The sequence below is a fragment of the Mycobacterium vicinigordonae genome (genome assembly GCF_013466425.1).
Classification (GTDB): domain Bacteria; phylum Actinomycetota; class Actinomycetes; order Mycobacteriales; family Mycobacteriaceae; genus Mycobacterium; species Mycobacterium vicinigordonae.
Window position 1 is genome coordinate 2,463,026 of the sequence record NZ_CP059165.1, and the last position, 16,758, is coordinate 2,479,783.

Sequence of the window (16,758 nt, forward strand, 5' to 3'; positions counted from 1 at the left end):
CCCCCGATAGCATGGTCGCGACCCTTTCGACACGTCCCGCCACACAGCATTGGAGACCAGCCCGATGAGCGCCCCAATCCGGGTCCCCGCCGGCACGACCGCCGCCGCAGCGGTCGGCGAGGCGGGACTGCCGCGGCGTGGGACTCCCGACGCCGTGGTGGTGGTGCGTGACGCCGAGGGCAAACTGCGCGACCTGAGCTGGGTACCCGAGGTCGACGCGGAGGTGACTCCCGTCGCAGCCAATACCGAAGACGGTCGCAGCGTCATCCGGCACTCTGCTGCCCACGTGCTGGCGCAGGCCGTCCAAGACCTTTTCCCACAAGCCAAGCTGGGCATTGGCCCGCCCATCACCGACGGCTTCTACTACGATTTCGCCGTCGCCGAGCCGTTCACGCCCGAGGATCTGGAGAAGCTGGAAAAGCGGATGCGCCAGATCGTCAAGGAGGGCCAGCTGTTCGACCGGCGGGTCTATGCGTCCAAAGACGAAGCGCGCCAGGAGTTGGCCGACGAGCCGTTCAAGCTTGAACTCGTCGACGACAAGTCCGTAGGAACCGAGTCGATGGCCGAAATAATGGAGGTCGGGGGAGACGAGCTCACCGCTTACGACAACCTCAATCCCCGCACCCGCGAACGGGTTTGGGGCGACCTGTGCCGCGGGCCGCACATCCCCACCACCAAGCACATCCCGGCGTTCAAACTCACCCGTAGCTCGGCCGCCTACTGGCGCGGCGATCAGCGCAACGCCAGCCTGCAACGCGTTTACGGCACCGCCTGGGAGTCGCAGGAGGCGCTGGACCGCCACCTGGAGCTGCTCCAAGAGGCTCAGCGCCGTGACCACCGCAAGCTGGGCGTGGAGCTGGACCTGTTCAGCTTCCCCGACGAAATCGGTTCCGGCCTAGCGGTTTTCCATCCCAAGGGTGGCATCGTGCGCCGGGAGCTGGAGGAGTACTCGCGGCAAAAGCACGAGCAGGCGGGGTACGAGTTTGTCAACACCCCGCACATCACCAAAGAGCAGCTCTACATCACCTCCGGCCATCTGGAGTGGTACGCCGAGGGTATGTACCCGCCGATGCATATCGACGCCGAGTACAACGAGGACGGCTCGGTGCGCAAGCCCGGGCAGAACTATTACCTCAAGCCGATGAACTGCCCGATGCACCACCTGATCTACCGGTCGCGCGGTCGCTCGTATCGCGAACTTCCGTTGCGGCTCTTCGAGTTCGGCAGCGTCTACCGGTTGGAGAAGTCGGGGGTGATCCACGGCCTGACCCGGGTGCGGGGCATGACCCAGGACGACGCCCACATCTACTGCACTCGCGAGCAGATGCGCGACGAGTTGACCTCGGTGCTGCGCTTCGTGCTCGACCTGCTGGCCGACTACGGCCTGGACGACTACTACCTGGAGCTCTCCACCAAGGACCCGGACAAGTACGTGGGCTCCGACGAGGTGTGGGCGGAGGCCACCGAGGTGCTGCGCGAGGTCGGCGAGGCTTCCGGGCTGGAATTGATTCCCGATCCAGGTGGCGCGGCGTTCTACGGACCCAAGATCTCGGTGCAGGTCAAAGATGCGTTGGGCCGCAGCTGGCAGATGTCGACGCTGCAGGTCGACTTCAACATGCCGGAACGCTTCGAACTCGAATACACGGCTGCCGATGGCAGCCGGCAGCGGCCGGTGCTGATCCACCGCGCGCTGTTCGGGTCGATTGAGCGGTTCTTCGGTATCCTCACCGAGCACTATGCGGGTGCGTTCCCCGCCTGGCTGGCGCCGATCCAGGTGGTTGGCATTCCAGTCGCCGACGAGCACCTGCCGTACCTGGAAGACGTTGCCGCGCAACTAAAGTCACATGGCATCCGGGTCGAAGTTGACGGCAGCGACGATCGGATGGCAAAGAAGATCGTTAACCACACCAACCAAAAAGTGCCGTTCATGCTGCTGGCGGGCGACCGCGACGTGCAGGCCGGCGCCGTCAGCTTCCGGTTCGCAGACCGCACCCAGATCAACGGGGTGCCGCGCGAAGCCGCCGTGGCGACTATCGCGGACTGGATCGCCCGTCGTGAAAATTCGTTTCCCACCGCGGAATTGGTGAAGGTTGGCGCTGGTGGGTGACTGTGGCTGACGACGACACGATCCTCGACCGCGGAGTCGGCGAGCGCGACCATCTGCAGCGACTGTGGACCCCGTACCGGATGAACTACCTCGCCGAAGGTCCGCTCAAGCGGGACGAGGCCAACCCGTCGCAACCGTTTACCGACATCCCGCAGATGTCCGACGAAGACGGCCTGGTGGTGGCGCGCGGCGAACTCGTTTACGCCGTGCTCAACCTGTACCCGTATAACCCGGGTCACCTGATGGTGGTGCCTTATCGGCGCGTCTCCGAACTCGAAGATCTCACCGAAGCGGAGAGCGCCGAGGTGATGGAGTTCACCCAGAAGGCGATCCGCGTCATCAAGAGCGTGTCGCGGCCGCATGGCTTCAACGTCGGCATCAATTTGGGCACCTCGGCGGGCGGATCGCTGGCCGAGCATCTGCACGTGCACGTGGTGCCGCGGTGGGGCGGGGACGCGAACTTCATCACCATTATCGGCGGCTCCAAGGTGATACCGCAGTTGCTGCGCGAGACTCGCCGCCTGCTATCCGAAGAGTGGGCCCGACAGTGATGAAGCGGATGAAGTCATGAGTAAGCTGCCGTTCCTGTCCCGAGCGTTCTTCGCCCGACTCACCGACCCGGTCGCCCGGACGGCCCTGCGGGTTGGTCTGACACCCGATGTCGTCACCGTCATCGGAACCGTCGGCTCGGCGGCGGGGGCGCTGATTCTGTTCCCGATGGGCAAGTTGTTCGCTGGCGGGTGTGTGGTCTGGTTCTTCACCCTGTTTGACATGGCCGACGGGGCGATGGCACGCGAACGCGGATTCGGCACCCGGTTCGGCGCGGTCCTGGACGCCACCTGCGACCGCATCGGTGACGGCGCGGTGTTCTGCGGGCTGCTGTGGTGGATTGTGTTTCATAAGCACGACGAACTGCTGGCCGTGGCGACGCTGATCTGCCTGGTCACCTCGCAAGTGATCTCCTACATCAAGGCCCGGGCCGAAGCCAGTGGGCTGCGCGGCGACGGCGGGTTTATCGAACGGCCGGAACGACTGATCATCGTGTTGGTCGGGGCCGGGGTGTCGGACTTTCCGTTCGTCCCCTGGCCGCCGGCGCTGCCGGTGGCGATGTGGCTGCTGGCGGTACTGAGTCTGATCACCTGCGTGCAGCGGTTGCACGCGGTGCGGACTTCGCCTGGGGCGGTCGAGCACTTGACGCTGCCAGGAAAGAGCGAGCCGTGATCCCGCCGTCGATGAACCTCAGAATTCCCGGCCGGCGCCCCCGCGAACTGCTCATCGGCACCGCCACCGACTGGGCGTACGCGAGCGGCTGGATGGCGGTGCGGGCGTTGCCGGAATTCGCCGCCCGCAACGCATTCGATGCCGGCGCCCGCTACGCGGCACGTCGTGGCGGGCCTCTGCAGCTGCGCAAGAACCTGGCGCGCGTGCTCGGCGTGAAGCCCGCCGCGGTGCCCGATACGTTGATGCGGGAGTCGGTGGCGTCCTATGCCCGCTACTGGCGGGAAGCGTTCCGGCTCCCGACGATGGACCTGCGGGCGCTGACCGAACGGCTCGACTCCTGCACCGGTGGGCAGGACAACCTCAACGGGGCACTGGCCCAGGGGCGCGGCGTGGTGCTGGCCCTGCCGCACAGCGGGAACTGGGACATGAACGGCGTGTGGCTGGCGCAGACCTACGGCACCTTCGCCACTGTCGCCGAGCGCCTCAAACCGGAGTCGCTGTACCGGCGCTTCATCGCCTATCGCGAGGGCCTGGGCTTCGAGGTGATCCCGCATTCGGGTGGCGACCGGTCCGCCTTCGAAGTGCTGGCCGAGCGGCTACGAGCAAACCAGATCGTGGCCCTGATGGCCGAGCGTGACCTCACCCGCACCGGCGTCGAGGTCGACTTCTTTGGCGAACGCACCCGGATGCCGGCAGGTCCGGCCAAGCTCGCGATCGCCACGGGTGCGGCGCTGCTACCGTCGCACTGCTGGTTCGACGGCGACGGCTGGGCATGCAACATGCAGACGCCGCTGGACTGCAGCAGCGGTGACGTCGAAGCGATTACCCAGGCACTGGCCGACGAGTTCGCGCGCAATATCGCCGCCCATCCCGCAGACTGGCACATGCTGCAACCGCAGTGGTTGGCCGATCTGTCCGACGATCGTCGGGCGTGGTTGAAGGACGGCTGATGCGGATCGGGATGGTCTGCCCCTACTCGTTCGATGTGCCCGGCGGGGTGCAATCGCACGTGCTGCAACTGGCCGAGGTAATGCGCTCCCGCGGTCACCACGTCAGCGTGCTTGCGCCGTCGTCGTCGGAATGCGAGTTGCCCGACTACGTCGTCTCGGCGGGGCGGGCTGTCCCAATTCCCTACAACGGCTCGGTGGCGCGGTTGCGGTTCGGGCCGGCCACCTACCGGAAGGTGAAGAAGTGGCTTGCGGAAGGCGATTTCGATGTGCTGCACCTGCACGAGCCGGGCGCACCCAGCCTGTCACTGCTGGCGTTGAACATCGCCGAGGGCCCCATCGTTGCGACCTTCCACACCTCGGCCACTAAATCGGTGGCTCTGTCGGTGCTGGGCGGGATATTGCGGCCCCGGTTCGAAAAGATCGTTGGGCGCATCGCAGTGTCTGATCTGGCTCGGCGCTGGCAGATGGAATCGCTGGGGTCCGACGCGGTCGAGATACCCAACGGCGTCGACGTCGACTTCTACGCCTCGGCGTCGATGTTGGACGGCTATCCGCGGCCTGGTAAGACGGTGCTGTTCCTTGGACGTTTCGATGAGCCGCGTAAGGGCATGTCGACGTTGCTGGAAGCCATGCCGATGGTGATCGAGCGATTTCCCGATGTGCAGTTGCTGATTGTTGGGCGCGGCGACGAGGACGAATTACGTTCTCAGTCAGCAGAATTCGTAGAGCACATCCGGATATTGGGGCAAGTGGACGACGACGGCAAAGCCTCGGCGATGTGCAGTGCCGACGTCTACTGCGCGCCCAACACCGGAGGCGAGAGCTTCGGCATCGTGCTGGTGGAGGCGATGGCCGCGGGCACCGCGGTGGTCGCTAGCGACCTCGATGCGTTTCGGCGGGTGCTGCAAGACGGTGAGGTTGGGCGGCTGGTGGCGGTCGATGAGGGGCCCGCGCTGGCCGAGGCGCTAATCGCGGTGCTGGACGACGACCGGCTGCGGGAACGCTACGTAGCCGCCGCGCGCGAGGAAGTTCGTCGTTATGACTGGTCGGTGGTGGCTAGCCAGATCATGCGGGTCTACGAAACGGTCGCCGGCGCCGGCGTCAAAGTACAGGTGGCCGGCTGATGGCGTGGCTGATCGCCGCGACCGCCCTTTTGTTCGTGGTGCTGGTCGCCTTCGCGGCCTGGGGATATCAGCGGGCCCACCGGCTGAATCGGCTGCATGTGCGCTACGACCTGTCTTGGCAGGTCCTGGACGGCGCGTTGGCGCGGCGTGCGGTAGTGGCCCGTGCGATCGCTATCGACGCCTACGGCGGGGCACCCGAGGGCAGGCGGTTGGCTGCATTGGCCGACGCCGCCGAACGGGCGCCGCGCGGTGCGCGCGAGACCGCGGAAAACGAGCTTTCCGCCGCGCTGGCGATGGTCGATGCGGCGTCGGTGCCTGCCGGGCTGCTGGCCGAGCTGGCCGACGCAGAAGCGCGGGTGCTGCTGGCCCGCAGGTTCCACAACGACGCGGTCCGCGACACACTTGTGCTGGCCGAACGACGCATGGTGCGCCTGTTCCGGCTAGGTGGAAGGGCGCCGCTACCAACATATTTCGAGATCGTGGAGCGGCCACACGCGCAAACACACGCCCATCACGAGCTCAACCATCGCACCTCGGCGCGGGTGGTGCTGCTCGACGAGGCCGGGGCCGTGTTGCTGCTGTGCGGCTCGGATCCCGCGATCGCCGGTGCGCCCCGGTGGTGGTTCACCGTCGGCGGCGAAGTGCAGCCGGGGGAGCGGTTGGCCGAGACCGCCGCTCGGGAACTGGCCGAGGAAACCGGGCTGCAGGTGACGCCGGCGGAGCTGTTCGGGCCGATCTGGCGGCGCGACGAGGTCTTCGAGTTCAACGGGTCGACGATCGACAGCGAGGAGTTCTATTTAGTGCACCGCACCCGGCGGTTCGAGCCGACACTCGACGGCCAGACCGAGCTGGAGCGCAGCTACATCCACGGTGCCCGGTGGTGTCGCGCCGACGATATCGCCGAGCTGATCGCCGCCGGCGAGCAGGTCTACCCACGGCAACTCGGTGAGCTGCTGCCCGCCGCGAACGAGGTTGCGGATAGCTCGACCGGTAGCGATGCTGTTGTGCTGCAGTCGATCCGCTAGTGATGAGGGTGCCGTCCGGCAGTTGGCGTTTGTCAGAAGGTCGTCGCCAAATGGTGCTTGCGACTGCTAATGAACACGGTCAACCGAGCGGCCAAGATAAGCCATGAGCCGGATCGTAGGCGTCGCGTCCGCGGGCGCAGGTTGGGCTGGCCCGAATCCGCCCGGCCGCCGCAGCAAGTGTTCCGGCAGCGAGTCGACCAACTCACGGCAGAACGTCAGCAGATCCTCCGGCAACTCGACCGGCTGGCCCTGTGAGCGGTACACGTCCCAGGTGTGCAGGATCAAGTCGGAAACGGGGAAGGTCAGCGCCCGGTAGAGCGGTACCTCGCCTTGCGGCGATGGCCGCATCGCGTTCAAGTCCGCGTTTGGGAGCGCGACTTGCAACCGGCCCGCTAATTCTCGAAGCTGTGCGGCTGGGTTCTCAGATGTCCAGTCGGCCGGTTGGGAGGGTCCCTCCCAAACCTCTCCGCCTTCGACCAACGTCACGATCTTGGTTGCGCTCCCGGTGACATGGCCTACTAGATCGCGAATAGTCCAGCCCTTGAGGTTGCAGGGCTGATCCCAGCTTTCGGGCCGAATCTGTTCTACCGCTGCAATGAGGAGGCCCATCGCAGCGTCGGCTATCGCGCCGATCCGTGAGTTCGCATCGCTCATGACCGCATGGTAAGCGCCCAACCAAGGCGCCGGATTTTTTCCGATGATGCCCTCCCGATCGGAGCTGAAGCGGCGCGCGGAGCTCGGCCAATTCGGTCAACGTGTCAAACTTCGGCGCCGCTTTTGGCCCGCTTTCTGCACCTGCCGCGACTCGAACGTAATTTCGGACCTACGCGAACGGCCCAACGCTGGTGTGCGAGAGCAGGCTGCGACGGGAATCGCCGACGGCAAGACCCCCGCTGGTCGGGAGAGGACTGCGCTAGATGTGCCCGGGCATACCACCGGTTGAATCCGGTGCCGGCATCGCAGGCATTGCGGGTACCACTGGCTCAGGCACCGCTGGCGCAGGTAGCGCGGGTGATGGCATCGCCGGCGCAGGCACCGCGGGAGATGGCGCCGCGGGCACCGGCTGAGCCGGAGCCGACGGGATGGCGTAAGGACCCCCCGCGCATGCCCCGTCGGCAGGCATGGTGGCGCACGTCGGATCAAACGGGGAGGTCGGCACCTTGGGCCCCGCGGGTGCGGCGGGTTGCGCGAACGGACCGCCCTGACACTGCGCCAGTCCCGGCATACCTATGCATCGGGGATCGTTCGGGCCGGTGGGCAGGGTGGGGTCGGGGTCGTCTGCGGCGAAGCCCGGCATTGCGTTCGCTGGGACATCCGCGCTGGTGGCCGGCAAACCTACCAGCGCTGCCGCCAGCAGTGCGGCGCGGATTCCCGAAGTGATGCGGCTTCCCGAAGTCATGGGGGTTCAGATGCCCCAGTTGCGCGCTCACGAAACGCTCCGCAATACCGATTTGCCCGTGACCACTAGACTGGACCCCTGAATCGAGAGCTGAGGAGCGTAGTGAACACCCAGCAAAACGGGGCCCAGACCGGAACCGCCCGCGTCAAACGCGGCATGGCCGAGATGCTCAAGGGCGGCGTCATCATGGACGTCGTCACCCCTGAGCAAGCCCGCATAGCCGAAGGCGCGGGTGCGGTCGCCGTCATGGCGCTGGAACGGGTGCCCGCCGACATCCGCGCCCAGGGCGGTGTCTCGCGGATGAGCGACCCCGACATGATCGAGGGCATCATCGAGGCGGTGACCATCCCGGTGATGGCTAAGGCCCGCATTGGCCACTTTGTTGAGGCGCAGATCTTGCAGAGCCTCGGTGTGGACTACATCGACGAGTCCGAGGTGCTGACCCCGGCCGACTACACCCATCACATCGACAAGTGGAATTTCACGGTGCCATTCGTGTGCGGGGCCACCAACCTCGGTGAGGCGTTGCGGCGCATCACCGAAGGCGCGGCCATGATCCGCTCCAAGGGCGAAGCCGGTACCGGTGACGTGTCCAACGCCACCACACATATGCGCGCCATCGGCGGCGAGATCCGCCGGTTGACATCGCTGTCCGAGGACGAATTGTTCGTTGCAGCAAAGGAATTGCAGGCGCCCTACGATCTGGTGGTCGAGGTGGCTCGGGCCGGCAAGCTGCCGGTGACGCTGTTCACCGCCGGTGGCATCGCCACGCCCGCCGACGCGGCGATGATGATGCAACTTGGGGCCGAAGGGGTGTTCGTCGGATCCGGCATCTTCAAGTCCGGCGATCCCGCGCAGCGCGCCGCCGCAATCGTCAAGGCCACCACGTTCTACGACGACCCCGACGTGCTGGCCAAGGTGTCGCGTGGGCTGGGCGAGGCGATGGTCGGCATCAATGTGGAGGAGATCGCGGAGCCGCACCGGCTCGCGCAGCGCGGCTGGTAAGAACATCCCGTGGCGATCGAAGAGATCCTGGATCTCGAGCAGCTCGAGGTGAATATTTATCGGGGCAGTGTGTTCAGCCCGGAGTCGGGTTTCCTGCAGCGCACGTTCGGCGGGCACGTGGCCGGTCAGTCGCTGGTGTCGGCGGTGCGCACAGTGGACCCGCGCTACCAGGTGCACTCGCTGCACGGGTATTTCCTGAGGCCCGGCGACGCCAAAGAGCGCACCGTGTTCATCGTCGAACGCACCCGCGACGGCGGATCGTTCGCCACCAGGCGGGTCAACGCGATCCAGCACGGCGAGATCATCTTCAGCATGGGCGCGTCGTTCCAGGTAGACCAGGAGGGCATCAACCATCAGGACGCCATGCCAGCGGCGCCGCCCCCGGAGGGGCTGCCCGGCCTGAGTTCGGTGAGGGTGTTCGACGACGCCGGATTCAAGCAGTTCGAGGAGTGGGACGTCTGCATCGTGCCCCGCGAGATGCTGCACTTGTTGCCGGGAAAGGCATCCCAGCAGCAGGTGTGGTTCCGGCACCGCGACCCGCTGCCCGACGACCCGGTGCTGCACATCTGCGCGCTGGCCTACATGAGCGACCTGACCCTGTTGGGTTCGGCGCAGGTGACGCACATGGCTGAACGGGAGCATCTGCAGGTGTCGTCCTTGGATCACGCGATGTGGTTCATGCGAGCCTTTCGGGCCGACGAGTGGCTGCTGTATGACCAGTCGTCGCCATCGGCCTCCGGCGGTCGGTCACTGTGTCAGGGCAAGATTTTCAACGAGAGCGGCGAGATGGTGGCTGCGGTGATGCAGGAGGGGCTGACCCGCTTTAAGCGCGAATACCAGTCGGCCGCCAAGTGAGTTCGCCCCGGATCGGGGTGCTCGCGCTGCAGGGCGACACCCGCGAACACCTGGCCGCGCTGGGCGAAGCCGGCGCCAAGGCGACGACGGTGCGCCGCCGCGCCGAGCTCGATGCGGTGGACGGGCTGGTGATCCCGGGCGGTGAGTCCACAACGATGAGCCACCTGCTGCGAGACTTCGACCTACTCGAGCCGCTGCGGGCCCGCTTGGCCGACGGCCTACCGGCCTACGGCGCGTGTGCCGGCATGATCCTGCTGGCCAGTGAAATCCTGGACGCCGGAACTAAGGGGCGCGAAGCGCTGCCACTGAAGGGAATCGATATGACGGTGCGGCGCAACGCTTTTGGCCGCCAGGTCGATTCTTTCGAGGGTGACATTGCGTTCCAGGGACTGGATAGCCCGGTGCGTGCGGTGTTCATCCGGGCGCCATGGGTCGAGCGCATCGGGAAGGGTGTGCAAGTGCTGGCCCGGGCCGCCGGCCACATTGTCGCGGTGCGTCAGGGTGCGGTGCTGGCGACAGCGTTTCACCCCGAGGTGACCGGCGACCGCCGGGTGCACCAACTGTTCGTCGACATCGTCAGTGCTCACAGCTGAGCCGCGGACAGCCGCAGGTTGCGCGCATCGATTTCTTCCTGCGTGGCCGGCACCAACATTTCGCCGCCGGGGCGGGCGGTGCCTTGTGCGTAGGTGACGTGGGGAAGCTGGTTGCGTTCGTATTGGCGGAACGCCGCCGCGACATCGTCGGGATGATCGCGCAATCCTTCGGCCAGCAGCCAGGCGCCGGTCATCGCCAGGCTGGTTCCGCGCCCGGACAGCGGTGAGGCGCAGTACGCGGAATCGCCGACCAGCACCACCCGGCCGCGGTGCCAGGACTGCAAGTGGATCTGGCTGATCGAGTCGAAGTAGAGCTCGGGGTCGCGGGCCGCGGCGTCGAGTAGTTCCGGGATTCGCCATTCGGTGTGACCGTCGAACGCCTCGCGCAGGATCCGCTTCTGCGCGGCTAGGTCGTGATAGTCGTAGTCGATCCACGGGGCGCGAAACATGAACACCCCCAACGCCTTATCGCGGTAAGTGGCGATTCCGGCCAGGTGGCCGGGAAAGTTATACATCGGGTTGCGGCGGTCCGGTTGTGAGTATCCCGGCAGGTCGGCCAACGCCACGTAGAGGCCCAGGTGTTCCAGGTACTGGCCTTCGGGGCCGTACGTCAGGCGGCGGGTGGCCGAGTGCATGCCATCAGCGCCGACGACCAGGTCATAGCGCTGCCGCGGTCCGGAGGCGAATTGCACCTCCACGCCGTCGCCGTCGTCGTGCAATGCGGTGATCGATTCGCCGAACCGCAACTCGGTGCTCGAGTCGAGAGCTGAGCGCAGCACGTCGGCAAGGTCCTCGCGGGGAATCTCGGTGTCGTCTGGGCAGTCGTTGAACTCGCTGTCGGGCAGCTCGGCGAGCAGGCTCCCGTCGCAGTCGACGAACTGCAACCGCTCGCTCATATCAACCCGGCGGGCGCGGATCTCGTCCAGCACGCCCATCTTTGCGGCGACCTGGATGGAATCGCCGCGAATGTCGATCGGGGAGCCATTCACCCGCAGGTGGTTGGCGCGCTCGACGATGGTGACGTGGTGATCCGCCAGGGTGATGCCACAACTCAAGCCGGCCATTCCGGCACCGCAAACCAAAACCCGCATCGCTAGACGTTCCTTTCAAGCCTTTCAAGTAAGATACAAAGCGTCTCTAATCGACGCTAGCGCGCATACTTAGGAAACGCAATGTCTCTTATGCAAGGCACGCCGCCGCAACGCCGACGCGGCGAGGTCCTGGAACGGGCGCTGCTCGATGCGGCCTGGGACGAACTGGCCGAGAGCGGTTACGACGACCTGACTATTGATGCCGTTGCCAACCGCGCCGGCACCAGCCGGGCGGTGCTGTACCGGAGATGGCCGAACAAGCAGGACCTGATGCTGGCAGCACTGGTGCATCGGGCGAAGTCCGACGTGGTGGCCGCGCCCGACACCGGCAGCCTGCGTGGCGACATGCTTGCGTTGTTGCGACGGGCCAACGAAGTCCGGTATCGGCTGGCCACGCTGGTGTTCACTAGGCTCGGTGGCTACTACCGAGAGGCCGACACCAACCTCGCCGAGCTCTCTGCGTATGTGCAGGGCGACCGCGAGACCGTCCTCGAGGAAGTCATCGAGAAAGCCGTCGCACGCGGCGAAATACGCCCCGGCCAGATCAGCGAACGAATCGCGCGGGTGCCCGTCGAACTGTTTCGTTACCAGCTGATGGCCACACTGCGGCCGGTTCCCGAGCGGGAGCTCGAATCCATCGTCGACGAGGTGTTTCTGCCGCTGGTCAGGGCCCACGTACACTCGTCACTCGATGACCAACGGCATGCAGAAAAAGAGGTAGTCAGTAGATGAGCGGCCATTCCAAGTGGGCCACCACCAAGCACCAGAAGGCCGTCAAGGATGCCCGCCGCGGCAAGGAGTTCGCCCGGCTGATCAAGAACATCGAGGTCGCCGCGCGGACGGGCGGGGGTGACCCGGCGGGTAATCCGACACTGTACGACGCCATTCAGAAGGCGAAGAAGACGTCGGTGCCCAATGACAACATCGAACGGGCCCGCAAGCGCGGCGCGGGCGAGGAAGCCGGCGGTGCCGACTACCAGACCATCATGTACGAGGGCTACGGGCCCAACGGCGTCGCGGTGCTGATCGAGTGCCTGACCGACAACCGTAACCGCGCGGCCGGAGAGGTGCGTGTGGCGGTGACGCGGAACGGCGGCAACATGGCTGATCCCGGGTCGGTGTCCTATCTGTTCACGCGAAAGGGCGTCGTCACCCTGGAGAAGAACGGCCTTACCGAAGACGACCTGCTCACCGCTGTCTTGGAGGCTGGCGCAGAAGACGTCAACGATCTGGGTGACAGCTTCGAAATCATCTCGGAGCCAACCGATCTGGTTGCTGTCCGGACCGCATTGCAGGAGGCCGGGATCGACTACGAATCCGCCGAGGCCAGCTTCCAGCCTTCGGTCAGTGTTCCGGTCGACGTCGAGGGCGCCCGCAAAGTCTTCAAGCTGGTCGACGCACTCGAAGATAGCGACGACGTGCAAAATGTGTGGACCAACGTCGACCTGTCCGACGACGTGCTGGCCGCCCTCGACGAGGACTAAAAGCCGGTTAAGGTTGCCACCGGCTCGCGGTGTGCACGACTGTCCCGCCGGATTTGGTTGGGTACAGGTGCCAGGTCTCCCATCTCCAGCCGGCGCCGTCAGTTTCGGCGTTCAGCACCGTCAGCGCGGCGTCGTCGCCGGGAAACACGCCGCCCAGCCAGCCGGGTTCGGTTGAACACCGTGCCCGCAGCTCGCCTGCGAGTCCCCGAAAGCTGGCTTCGTCGTGGACCTTGATCTGAGAAGTGAGCTGGTATCCGGGTGCTTGCGTTCGCGCGGGCAGATCGCCGTCGACAGCGCACGACACCTGTTCGGAGAACCGCCGGGTGCCGTGCTCGACGGCGACGACGTGCGAAGCGCCCAGCACCCCGAGTGACAACGTGCCGCCACTAGGATGTTCGAGTCGGCAGGTGGCCAGTGGCTGCGGGGCGGGGCGGTTGAGCGCTAGTGCCAATCGGCTGCCGGAGACGTCGGTCGGGGTGACGGCGAGCTGATGGAGCGGCACCGGCCCTAACCTAACGCATCAGCGCGTGTCTCTACCCGGGGTTGTCGGACCCGGCCGTTAAGCTATCGAACAGCTGTTCGGAAACGACATGGGGAGCTGCGGTGCGGGTGATGGGCGTCGATCCTGGGTTGACGCGGTGCGGGTTGTCGCTGGTGGAGAGTGGGCGTGGTCGTCAGATCACCGCGCTCGACGTCGACGTGGTGCGCACCCCGTCGGATCTCCCGCTGCACTTGCGGCTGCTAGCCATCAGCGACGCGGTTGATCATTGGCTGGACACCCACCGCCCGGAAGTGCTGGCCATCGAGCGGGTCTTCTCCCAGCACAACGTGTCGACCGTGATGGGTACCGCGCAGGCGGGCGGCGTGATCGCGCTCGCGGCTGCCAAGCGCGACATCGATGTGCACTTCCACACCCCCAGCGAGGTCAAGGCCGCGGTCACGGGCAACGGCGCCGCCGACAAAGCGCAGGTCACCGCGATGGTTACCAGAATCCTTGCGCTGCAAGCCAAACCGACGCCAGCCGACGCCGCGGACGCACTGGCGCTGGCGATCTGTCACTGCTGGCGGGCGCCGACGCTGGCCCGGATGGCCGCGGCCCAGGCGCAGGCGGCGCTGCAGCGTGACAAATATCTGGCGAAACTGAAGGCCGCCCGATGATCGCCTCGGTGCGCGGTGAGGTGCTTGAGGTGGCGCTCGACCATGTGGTTATCGAGGCGGCCGGCGTCGGGTATCGGGTGAACGCGACGCCATCGACGCTGGCCACATTGCGCACCGGCACCGACGCGCGGCTAATTACAGCGATGATCGTGCGCGAGGATTCGATGACGCTGTACGGATTCGGCGACGCCGAGACCCGCGACCTATTCCAGACCTTGCTATCGGTTTCCGGGGTGGGCCCGCGGCTGGCGATGGCGACCCTCGCCGTGCACGACGCGACGGCTCTGTGCCAGGCCCTGGCCGACGGCGACGTCACCGCGCTGACTCGGGTGCCCGGCATCGGCAAGCGCGGGGCCGAACGGATGATCCTGGAACTGCGCGACAAGATCGGTGTGGTGGCCGGCACGGGCGCCGCACCTGCGGTGAATGGCCACGCAGTGCGGGGTCCGGTGGTTGAGGCGCTTGTCGGTCTCGGCTTTGCCGCCAAGCAGGCAGAGGAGGCGACCGACAAGGTGCTGGCCGCCGATCACGACACGACGACATCGTCGGCGCTGCGAGCAGCGCTGTCGCTGCTGGGTAAGAAATGACCGATCCGGAAGAATTCGACGAGCGCGACGTCTCGCCGGCTCTTGCGGTCGGTGAGGGCGACATCGACGGCAGCCTGCGCCCCCGCTCGCTGCGCGAGTTCATCGGCCAGGCCCGGGTCCGCGAACAGCTGCAGCTGGTCATCGAGGGCGCCACGAACCGCGGCGGCACGCCGGACCACATTCTGCTGTCCGGCCCGCCGGGGCTGGGCAAGACGTCACTCGCGATGATCATCGCCACCGAGCTGGGGTCATCACTGCGAGTCACGTCGGGGCCGGCCTTGGAGCGCGCCGGCGACTTGGCGGCGATGCTGTCCAACCTGGTCGAACACGACGTGCTCTTTATCGACGAGATCCACCGCATCGCCCGGCCTGCCGAGGAGATGCTGTATCTGGCGATGGAGGACTTCCGGGTGGACGTGGTGGTCGGCAAAGGGCCGGGCGCAACGTCGATTCCGCTGGAGGTGGCGCCGTTCACGCTGGTCGGCGCAACCACTCGGTCGGGCGCACTGACCGGGCCGCTGCGCGATCGGTTCGGTTTCACCGCGCATATGGATTTCTATGAACCGGTCGAGCTGGAGCGTGTGCTGGCTCGCTCTGCCGGAATCCTGGGCATCGAACTGGGTGCGGAAGCGGGCGCGGAGATCGCGCGCCGCTCCCGCGGAACCCCGCGAATCGCCAACCGGTTGCTGCGCCGGGTGCGCGACTACGCCGAGGTCCGCGCCGACGGAATCATCACCCGCGACGTCGCCAAGTTTGCGCTGGAGGTCTACGACGTCGACGAGCTGGGGCTGGACCGGCTGGACCGCGCGGTGTTGTTGGCGCTCACCCGCAGCTTCGGCGGCGGTCCAGTGGGGGTATCGACCTTGGCGGTGGCGGTGGGGGAGGAGGCTGCCACCGTGGAAGAGGTGTGCGAACCTTTCCTGGTGCGTGCCGGGATGGTCGCGCGCACGCCGCGAGGCCGGGTAGCCACGGCGCTGGCCTGGACGCACCTGGGCATGACGCCGCCGGCCGGCGGCGGCCAGCCCGGACTGTTCGACTAGGAGGCCGAATGCTCACCGCCGCCTTGGTTTTCGCCGCGCTGGCCGCGATTCTGCACGTCTATATCTTCGTCATGGAGTCCTTGATCTGGACCTCGCCGCGTACCCGCGCGACGTTTGGCACGACGGCCGAGGAAGCCGAGACCACCAAGCTGCTGGCCTTCAATCAAGGCTTCTACAACCTGTTCCTGGCAATCGTGACCGGTATCGGCATCGCCGCGACACTGATGGGCCAGCGCAGCGTCGGCTCGGCATTGGTGTTCGCCGGGGTGGGGTCGATGGCTGCGGCGGCGGTGGTGCTGCTTGTCTCGGCGCGGGACAAAGCGCGGGCGGCGGTGACGCAGGGACTGTTCCCGATGATCGCGATTGTGCTGCTGGGACTCGCCCTGGCGTCCTGACTGGCGGATGCTTCAAGGCCTCAACGCGCGGGTACCCAGCCAGGTACCTATCGAGGAGATGCCATGAAACAGATCGAGGACCGTCCTGTCCGCGGACGCATCCCGCGCTCGCGTGGCGCGGTGACCGGATTGCTGCTCGTCATCCTGGGCGCCTGGGGAGCGCTGATACCGTTCGTTGGCCCCAACTTCGACTTCGCCTACACTCCGGGCCAGTCCTGGACGGCTGCACGCGGCTGGCTGGAAGTGCTGCCCGGCGTGGCGACCGCGCTGGGCGGGCTGCTGCTGATCGCCTCCCGGAGCCGCGCCGGCGGGCTGCTCGGCGGCTGGCTTGCCGCCCTGGGCGGCGCCTGGTTTGTGGTCGGCGGTGCGTTCGCCCCGCTGCTGGGAATCGGCTCGGCCGGCGATCCGGTCGCCGCGACCGAACGCAAGCGGGCGGTGCTGCAGATCGCGTACTTCTCCGGTCTGGGCGTGCTGATCGCCTTCCTGGCCGGCGCCGCGGTGGCCCGACTGGCGGTTCGGCTGGCGCGTGATGTCCGCCCCGTGACGCAGCCGGTGGAGGCTGCGCCGTCGCAGGAGTACACCGGCTTGGTCGAACCTGACCGAGACGCGCAGCAGACGGACGTGTTGACGACCCCCCGCGAGCAGTACACGTCGCCCGGCGAGCACGAATCGCGACGCGGCCTCTTCCGGCGGCACCGCACGCCGGCTGGTCATTCGCAGTAGC

The 16,758-nt window shown here is 66.5% G+C and carries 20 protein-coding genes; 16 read left to right on the forward strand and 4 right to left on the reverse strand.

Annotated features, from left to right (window positions below; translation table 11 throughout):
* Positions 1-64 precede the first annotated feature (64 nt).
* Genes thrS through H0P51_RS11480 form a run of 6 tightly spaced genes read left to right on the forward strand, consistent with a single transcriptional unit; the run spans position 65 to position 6,427 of the window.
* Positions 65-2,107, forward strand: a complete 2,043-nt coding sequence (gene thrS / locus H0P51_RS11455) for a threonine--tRNA ligase (RefSeq protein ID WP_180918152.1) — start codon at positions 65-67, stop codon at positions 2,105-2,107.
* The gene (locus H0P51_RS11460) at positions 2,104-2,658 is read left to right on the forward strand and encodes an ATP adenylyltransferase (protein ID WP_180918153.1); all 555 of its coding nucleotides are present in this window, start codon (positions 2,104-2,106) and stop codon (positions 2,656-2,658) included. Before thrS ends, H0P51_RS11460 begins: the two co-directional genes overlap by 4 nt.
* A gap of 16 nt (positions 2,659-2,674) precedes the next feature.
* Positions 2,675-3,328 carry a phosphatidylinositol phosphate synthase gene (gene pgsA / locus H0P51_RS11465; protein ID WP_180918154.1) on the forward strand — a complete coding sequence of 218 codons (654 nt, stop codon included), beginning with the start codon at positions 2,675-2,677 and terminating at the stop codon, positions 3,326-3,328.
* Positions 3,329-3,339: 11 nt separating this feature from the next.
* Positions 3,340-4,278: a phosphatidylinositol mannoside acyltransferase gene (locus H0P51_RS11470; RefSeq protein WP_180918901.1), complete on the forward strand. Its 939-nt coding sequence runs from the start codon at positions 3,340-3,342 to the stop codon at positions 4,276-4,278.
* The gene (locus H0P51_RS11475; RefSeq protein ID WP_180918902.1) at positions 4,278-5,402 is read left to right on the forward strand and encodes a glycosyltransferase family 4 protein; all 1,125 of its coding nucleotides are present in this window, start codon (positions 4,278-4,280) and stop codon (positions 5,400-5,402) included. Before H0P51_RS11470 ends, H0P51_RS11475 begins: the two co-directional genes overlap by 1 nt.
* Positions 5,402-6,427 carry an NUDIX hydrolase gene (locus H0P51_RS11480; protein WP_180918155.1) on the forward strand — a complete coding sequence of 342 codons (1,026 nt, stop codon included), beginning with the start codon at positions 5,402-5,404 and terminating at the stop codon, positions 6,425-6,427. The genes H0P51_RS11475 and H0P51_RS11480 overlap by 1 nt, the downstream gene beginning before the upstream one ends.
* Positions 6,428-6,493: 66 nt before the next feature.
* On the opposite strand, the gene H0P51_RS11485 is transcribed toward H0P51_RS11480, so the two are convergent.
* Both H0P51_RS11485 and H0P51_RS11490 read right to left on the reverse strand, forming a co-directional pair.
* The gene (locus H0P51_RS11485; protein ID WP_180918156.1) at positions 6,494-7,081 is read right to left on the reverse strand and encodes a TIGR03086 family metal-binding protein; all 588 of its coding nucleotides are present in this window, start codon (positions 7,079-7,081) and stop codon (positions 6,494-6,496) included.
* A 259-nt stretch (positions 7,082-7,340) separates the two neighbouring features.
* The gene (locus H0P51_RS11490; protein ID WP_180918157.1) at positions 7,341-7,826 is read right to left on the reverse strand and encodes a hypothetical protein; all 486 of its coding nucleotides are present in this window, start codon (positions 7,824-7,826) and stop codon (positions 7,341-7,343) included.
* A 156-nt stretch (positions 7,827-7,982) separates the two neighbouring features.
* Between H0P51_RS11490 and pdxS the strand changes: the two genes are divergently transcribed.
* Genes pdxS through pdxT form a run of 3 tightly spaced genes read left to right on the forward strand, consistent with a single transcriptional unit; the run spans position 7,983 to position 10,279 of the window.
* Positions 7,983-8,831, forward strand: a complete 849-nt coding sequence (gene pdxS, locus H0P51_RS11495; protein WP_246398785.1) for a pyridoxal 5'-phosphate synthase lyase subunit PdxS — start codon at positions 7,983-7,985, stop codon at positions 8,829-8,831.
* A 9-nt stretch (positions 8,832-8,840) separates the two neighbouring features.
* The gene (gene tesB / locus H0P51_RS11500; RefSeq protein WP_180918158.1) at positions 8,841-9,686 is read left to right on the forward strand and encodes an acyl-CoA thioesterase II; all 846 of its coding nucleotides are present in this window, start codon (positions 8,841-8,843) and stop codon (positions 9,684-9,686) included.
* Entirely contained in the window at positions 9,683-10,279 is a 597-nt protein-coding gene (pdxT, locus tag H0P51_RS11505) for a pyridoxal 5'-phosphate synthase glutaminase subunit PdxT (RefSeq protein WP_180918159.1), read from the forward strand. Before tesB ends, pdxT begins: the two co-directional genes overlap by 4 nt.
* Here the strand turns inward: pdxT and H0P51_RS11510 are convergent.
* A complete protein-coding gene (locus H0P51_RS11510; RefSeq protein ID WP_180918160.1) occupies positions 10,270-11,370 on the reverse strand; it encodes an FAD-dependent monooxygenase in 1,101 nt (366 codons plus the stop codon). The genes pdxT and H0P51_RS11510 overlap by 10 nt on opposite strands.
* A gap of 81 nt (positions 11,371-11,451) precedes the next feature.
* On the opposite strand from H0P51_RS11510, the gene H0P51_RS11515 reads away from it, so the two are divergent.
* Positions 11,452-12,102 carry a TetR/AcrR family transcriptional regulator gene (locus tag H0P51_RS11515; RefSeq protein WP_246398568.1) on the forward strand — a complete coding sequence of 217 codons (651 nt, stop codon included), beginning with the start codon at positions 11,452-11,454 and terminating at the stop codon, positions 12,100-12,102.
* Positions 12,099-12,854, forward strand: a complete 756-nt coding sequence (locus H0P51_RS11520) for a YebC/PmpR family DNA-binding transcriptional regulator (protein WP_180918161.1) — start codon at positions 12,099-12,101, stop codon at positions 12,852-12,854. The genes H0P51_RS11515 and H0P51_RS11520 overlap by 4 nt, the downstream gene beginning before the upstream one ends.
* Positions 12,855-12,861: 7 nt before the next feature.
* On the opposite strand, the gene H0P51_RS11525 is transcribed toward H0P51_RS11520, so the two are convergent.
* Positions 12,862-13,356: a DUF2617 family protein gene (locus tag H0P51_RS11525; RefSeq protein WP_180918162.1), complete on the reverse strand. Its 495-nt coding sequence runs from the start codon at positions 13,354-13,356 to the stop codon at positions 12,862-12,864.
* Positions 13,357-13,457: 101 nt separating this feature from the next.
* Here H0P51_RS11525 and ruvC point away from each other — a divergent pair, with 101 nt between their 5' ends.
* From ruvC to H0P51_RS11550, 5 genes are all read left to right on the forward strand, one after another.
* The gene (ruvC, locus tag H0P51_RS11530; RefSeq protein ID WP_180918163.1) at positions 13,458-14,012 is read left to right on the forward strand and encodes a crossover junction endodeoxyribonuclease RuvC; all 555 of its coding nucleotides are present in this window, start codon (positions 13,458-13,460) and stop codon (positions 14,010-14,012) included.
* Positions 14,009-14,599, forward strand: a complete 591-nt coding sequence (gene ruvA, locus H0P51_RS11535) for a Holliday junction branch migration protein RuvA (protein WP_180918164.1) — start codon at positions 14,009-14,011, stop codon at positions 14,597-14,599. The genes ruvC and ruvA overlap by 4 nt, the downstream gene beginning before the upstream one ends.
* Entirely contained in the window at positions 14,596-15,639 is a 1,044-nt protein-coding gene (gene ruvB / locus H0P51_RS11540) for a Holliday junction branch migration DNA helicase RuvB (RefSeq protein WP_180918165.1), read from the forward strand. The genes ruvA and ruvB overlap by 4 nt, the downstream gene beginning before the upstream one ends.
* Before the next feature lie 8 nt (positions 15,640-15,647).
* Positions 15,648-16,034 (forward strand): DUF1304 domain-containing protein, encoded by a 387-nt coding sequence (locus tag H0P51_RS11545; RefSeq protein ID WP_180918166.1) that lies wholly within the window; start codon positions 15,648-15,650, stop codon positions 16,032-16,034.
* 63 nt (positions 16,035-16,097) lie between these two features.
* Positions 16,098-16,757, forward strand: a complete 660-nt coding sequence (locus H0P51_RS11550; protein ID WP_180918167.1) for a hypothetical protein — start codon at positions 16,098-16,100, stop codon at positions 16,755-16,757.
* Position 16,758 lies beyond the last annotated feature (1 nt).

Coding starts and splice junctions, on each gene's coding strand:
- H0P51_RS11480 (WP_180918155.1), top strand. CDS start 5,402: ATGGCGTGGCTGATCGCCGCGACCGCCCTTTTGTTCGTGGTGCTGGTC.
- H0P51_RS11475 (WP_180918902.1), top strand. CDS start 4,278: ATGCGGATCGGGATGGTCTGCCCCTACTCGTTCGATGTGCCCGGCGGG.
- H0P51_RS11545 (WP_180918166.1), top strand. CDS start 15,648: ATGCTCACCGCCGCCTTGGTTTTCGCCGCGCTGGCCGCGATTCTGCAC.
- ruvA (WP_180918164.1), top strand. CDS start 14,009: ATGATCGCCTCGGTGCGCGGTGAGGTGCTTGAGGTGGCGCTCGACCAT.
- H0P51_RS11515 (WP_246398568.1), top strand. CDS start 11,452: ATGTCTCTTATGCAAGGCACGCCGCCGCAACGCCGACGCGGCGAGGTC.
- H0P51_RS11510 (WP_180918160.1), bottom strand. CDS start 11,370: ATGCGGGTTTTGGTTTGCGGTGCCGGAATGGCCGGCTTGAGTTGTGGC.
- H0P51_RS11550 (WP_180918167.1), top strand. CDS start 16,098: ATGAAACAGATCGAGGACCGTCCTGTCCGCGGACGCATCCCGCGCTCG.
- thrS (WP_180918152.1), top strand. CDS start 65: ATGAGCGCCCCAATCCGGGTCCCCGCCGGCACGACCGCCGCCGCAGCG.
- H0P51_RS11485 (WP_180918156.1), bottom strand. CDS start 7,081: ATGAGCGATGCGAACTCACGGATCGGCGCGATAGCCGACGCTGCGATG.
- pdxS (WP_246398785.1), top strand. CDS start 7,983: ATGGCCGAGATGCTCAAGGGCGGCGTCATCATGGACGTCGTCACCCCT.
- H0P51_RS11520 (WP_180918161.1), top strand. CDS start 12,099: ATGAGCGGCCATTCCAAGTGGGCCACCACCAAGCACCAGAAGGCCGTC.
- ruvB (WP_180918165.1), top strand. CDS start 14,596: ATGACCGATCCGGAAGAATTCGACGAGCGCGACGTCTCGCCGGCTCTT.
- pgsA (WP_180918154.1), top strand. CDS start 2,675: ATGAGTAAGCTGCCGTTCCTGTCCCGAGCGTTCTTCGCCCGACTCACC.
- H0P51_RS11490 (WP_180918157.1), bottom strand. CDS start 7,826: ATGACTTCGGGAAGCCGCATCACTTCGGGAATCCGCGCCGCACTGCTG.
- H0P51_RS11470 (WP_180918901.1), top strand. CDS start 3,340: ATGAACCTCAGAATTCCCGGCCGGCGCCCCCGCGAACTGCTCATCGGC.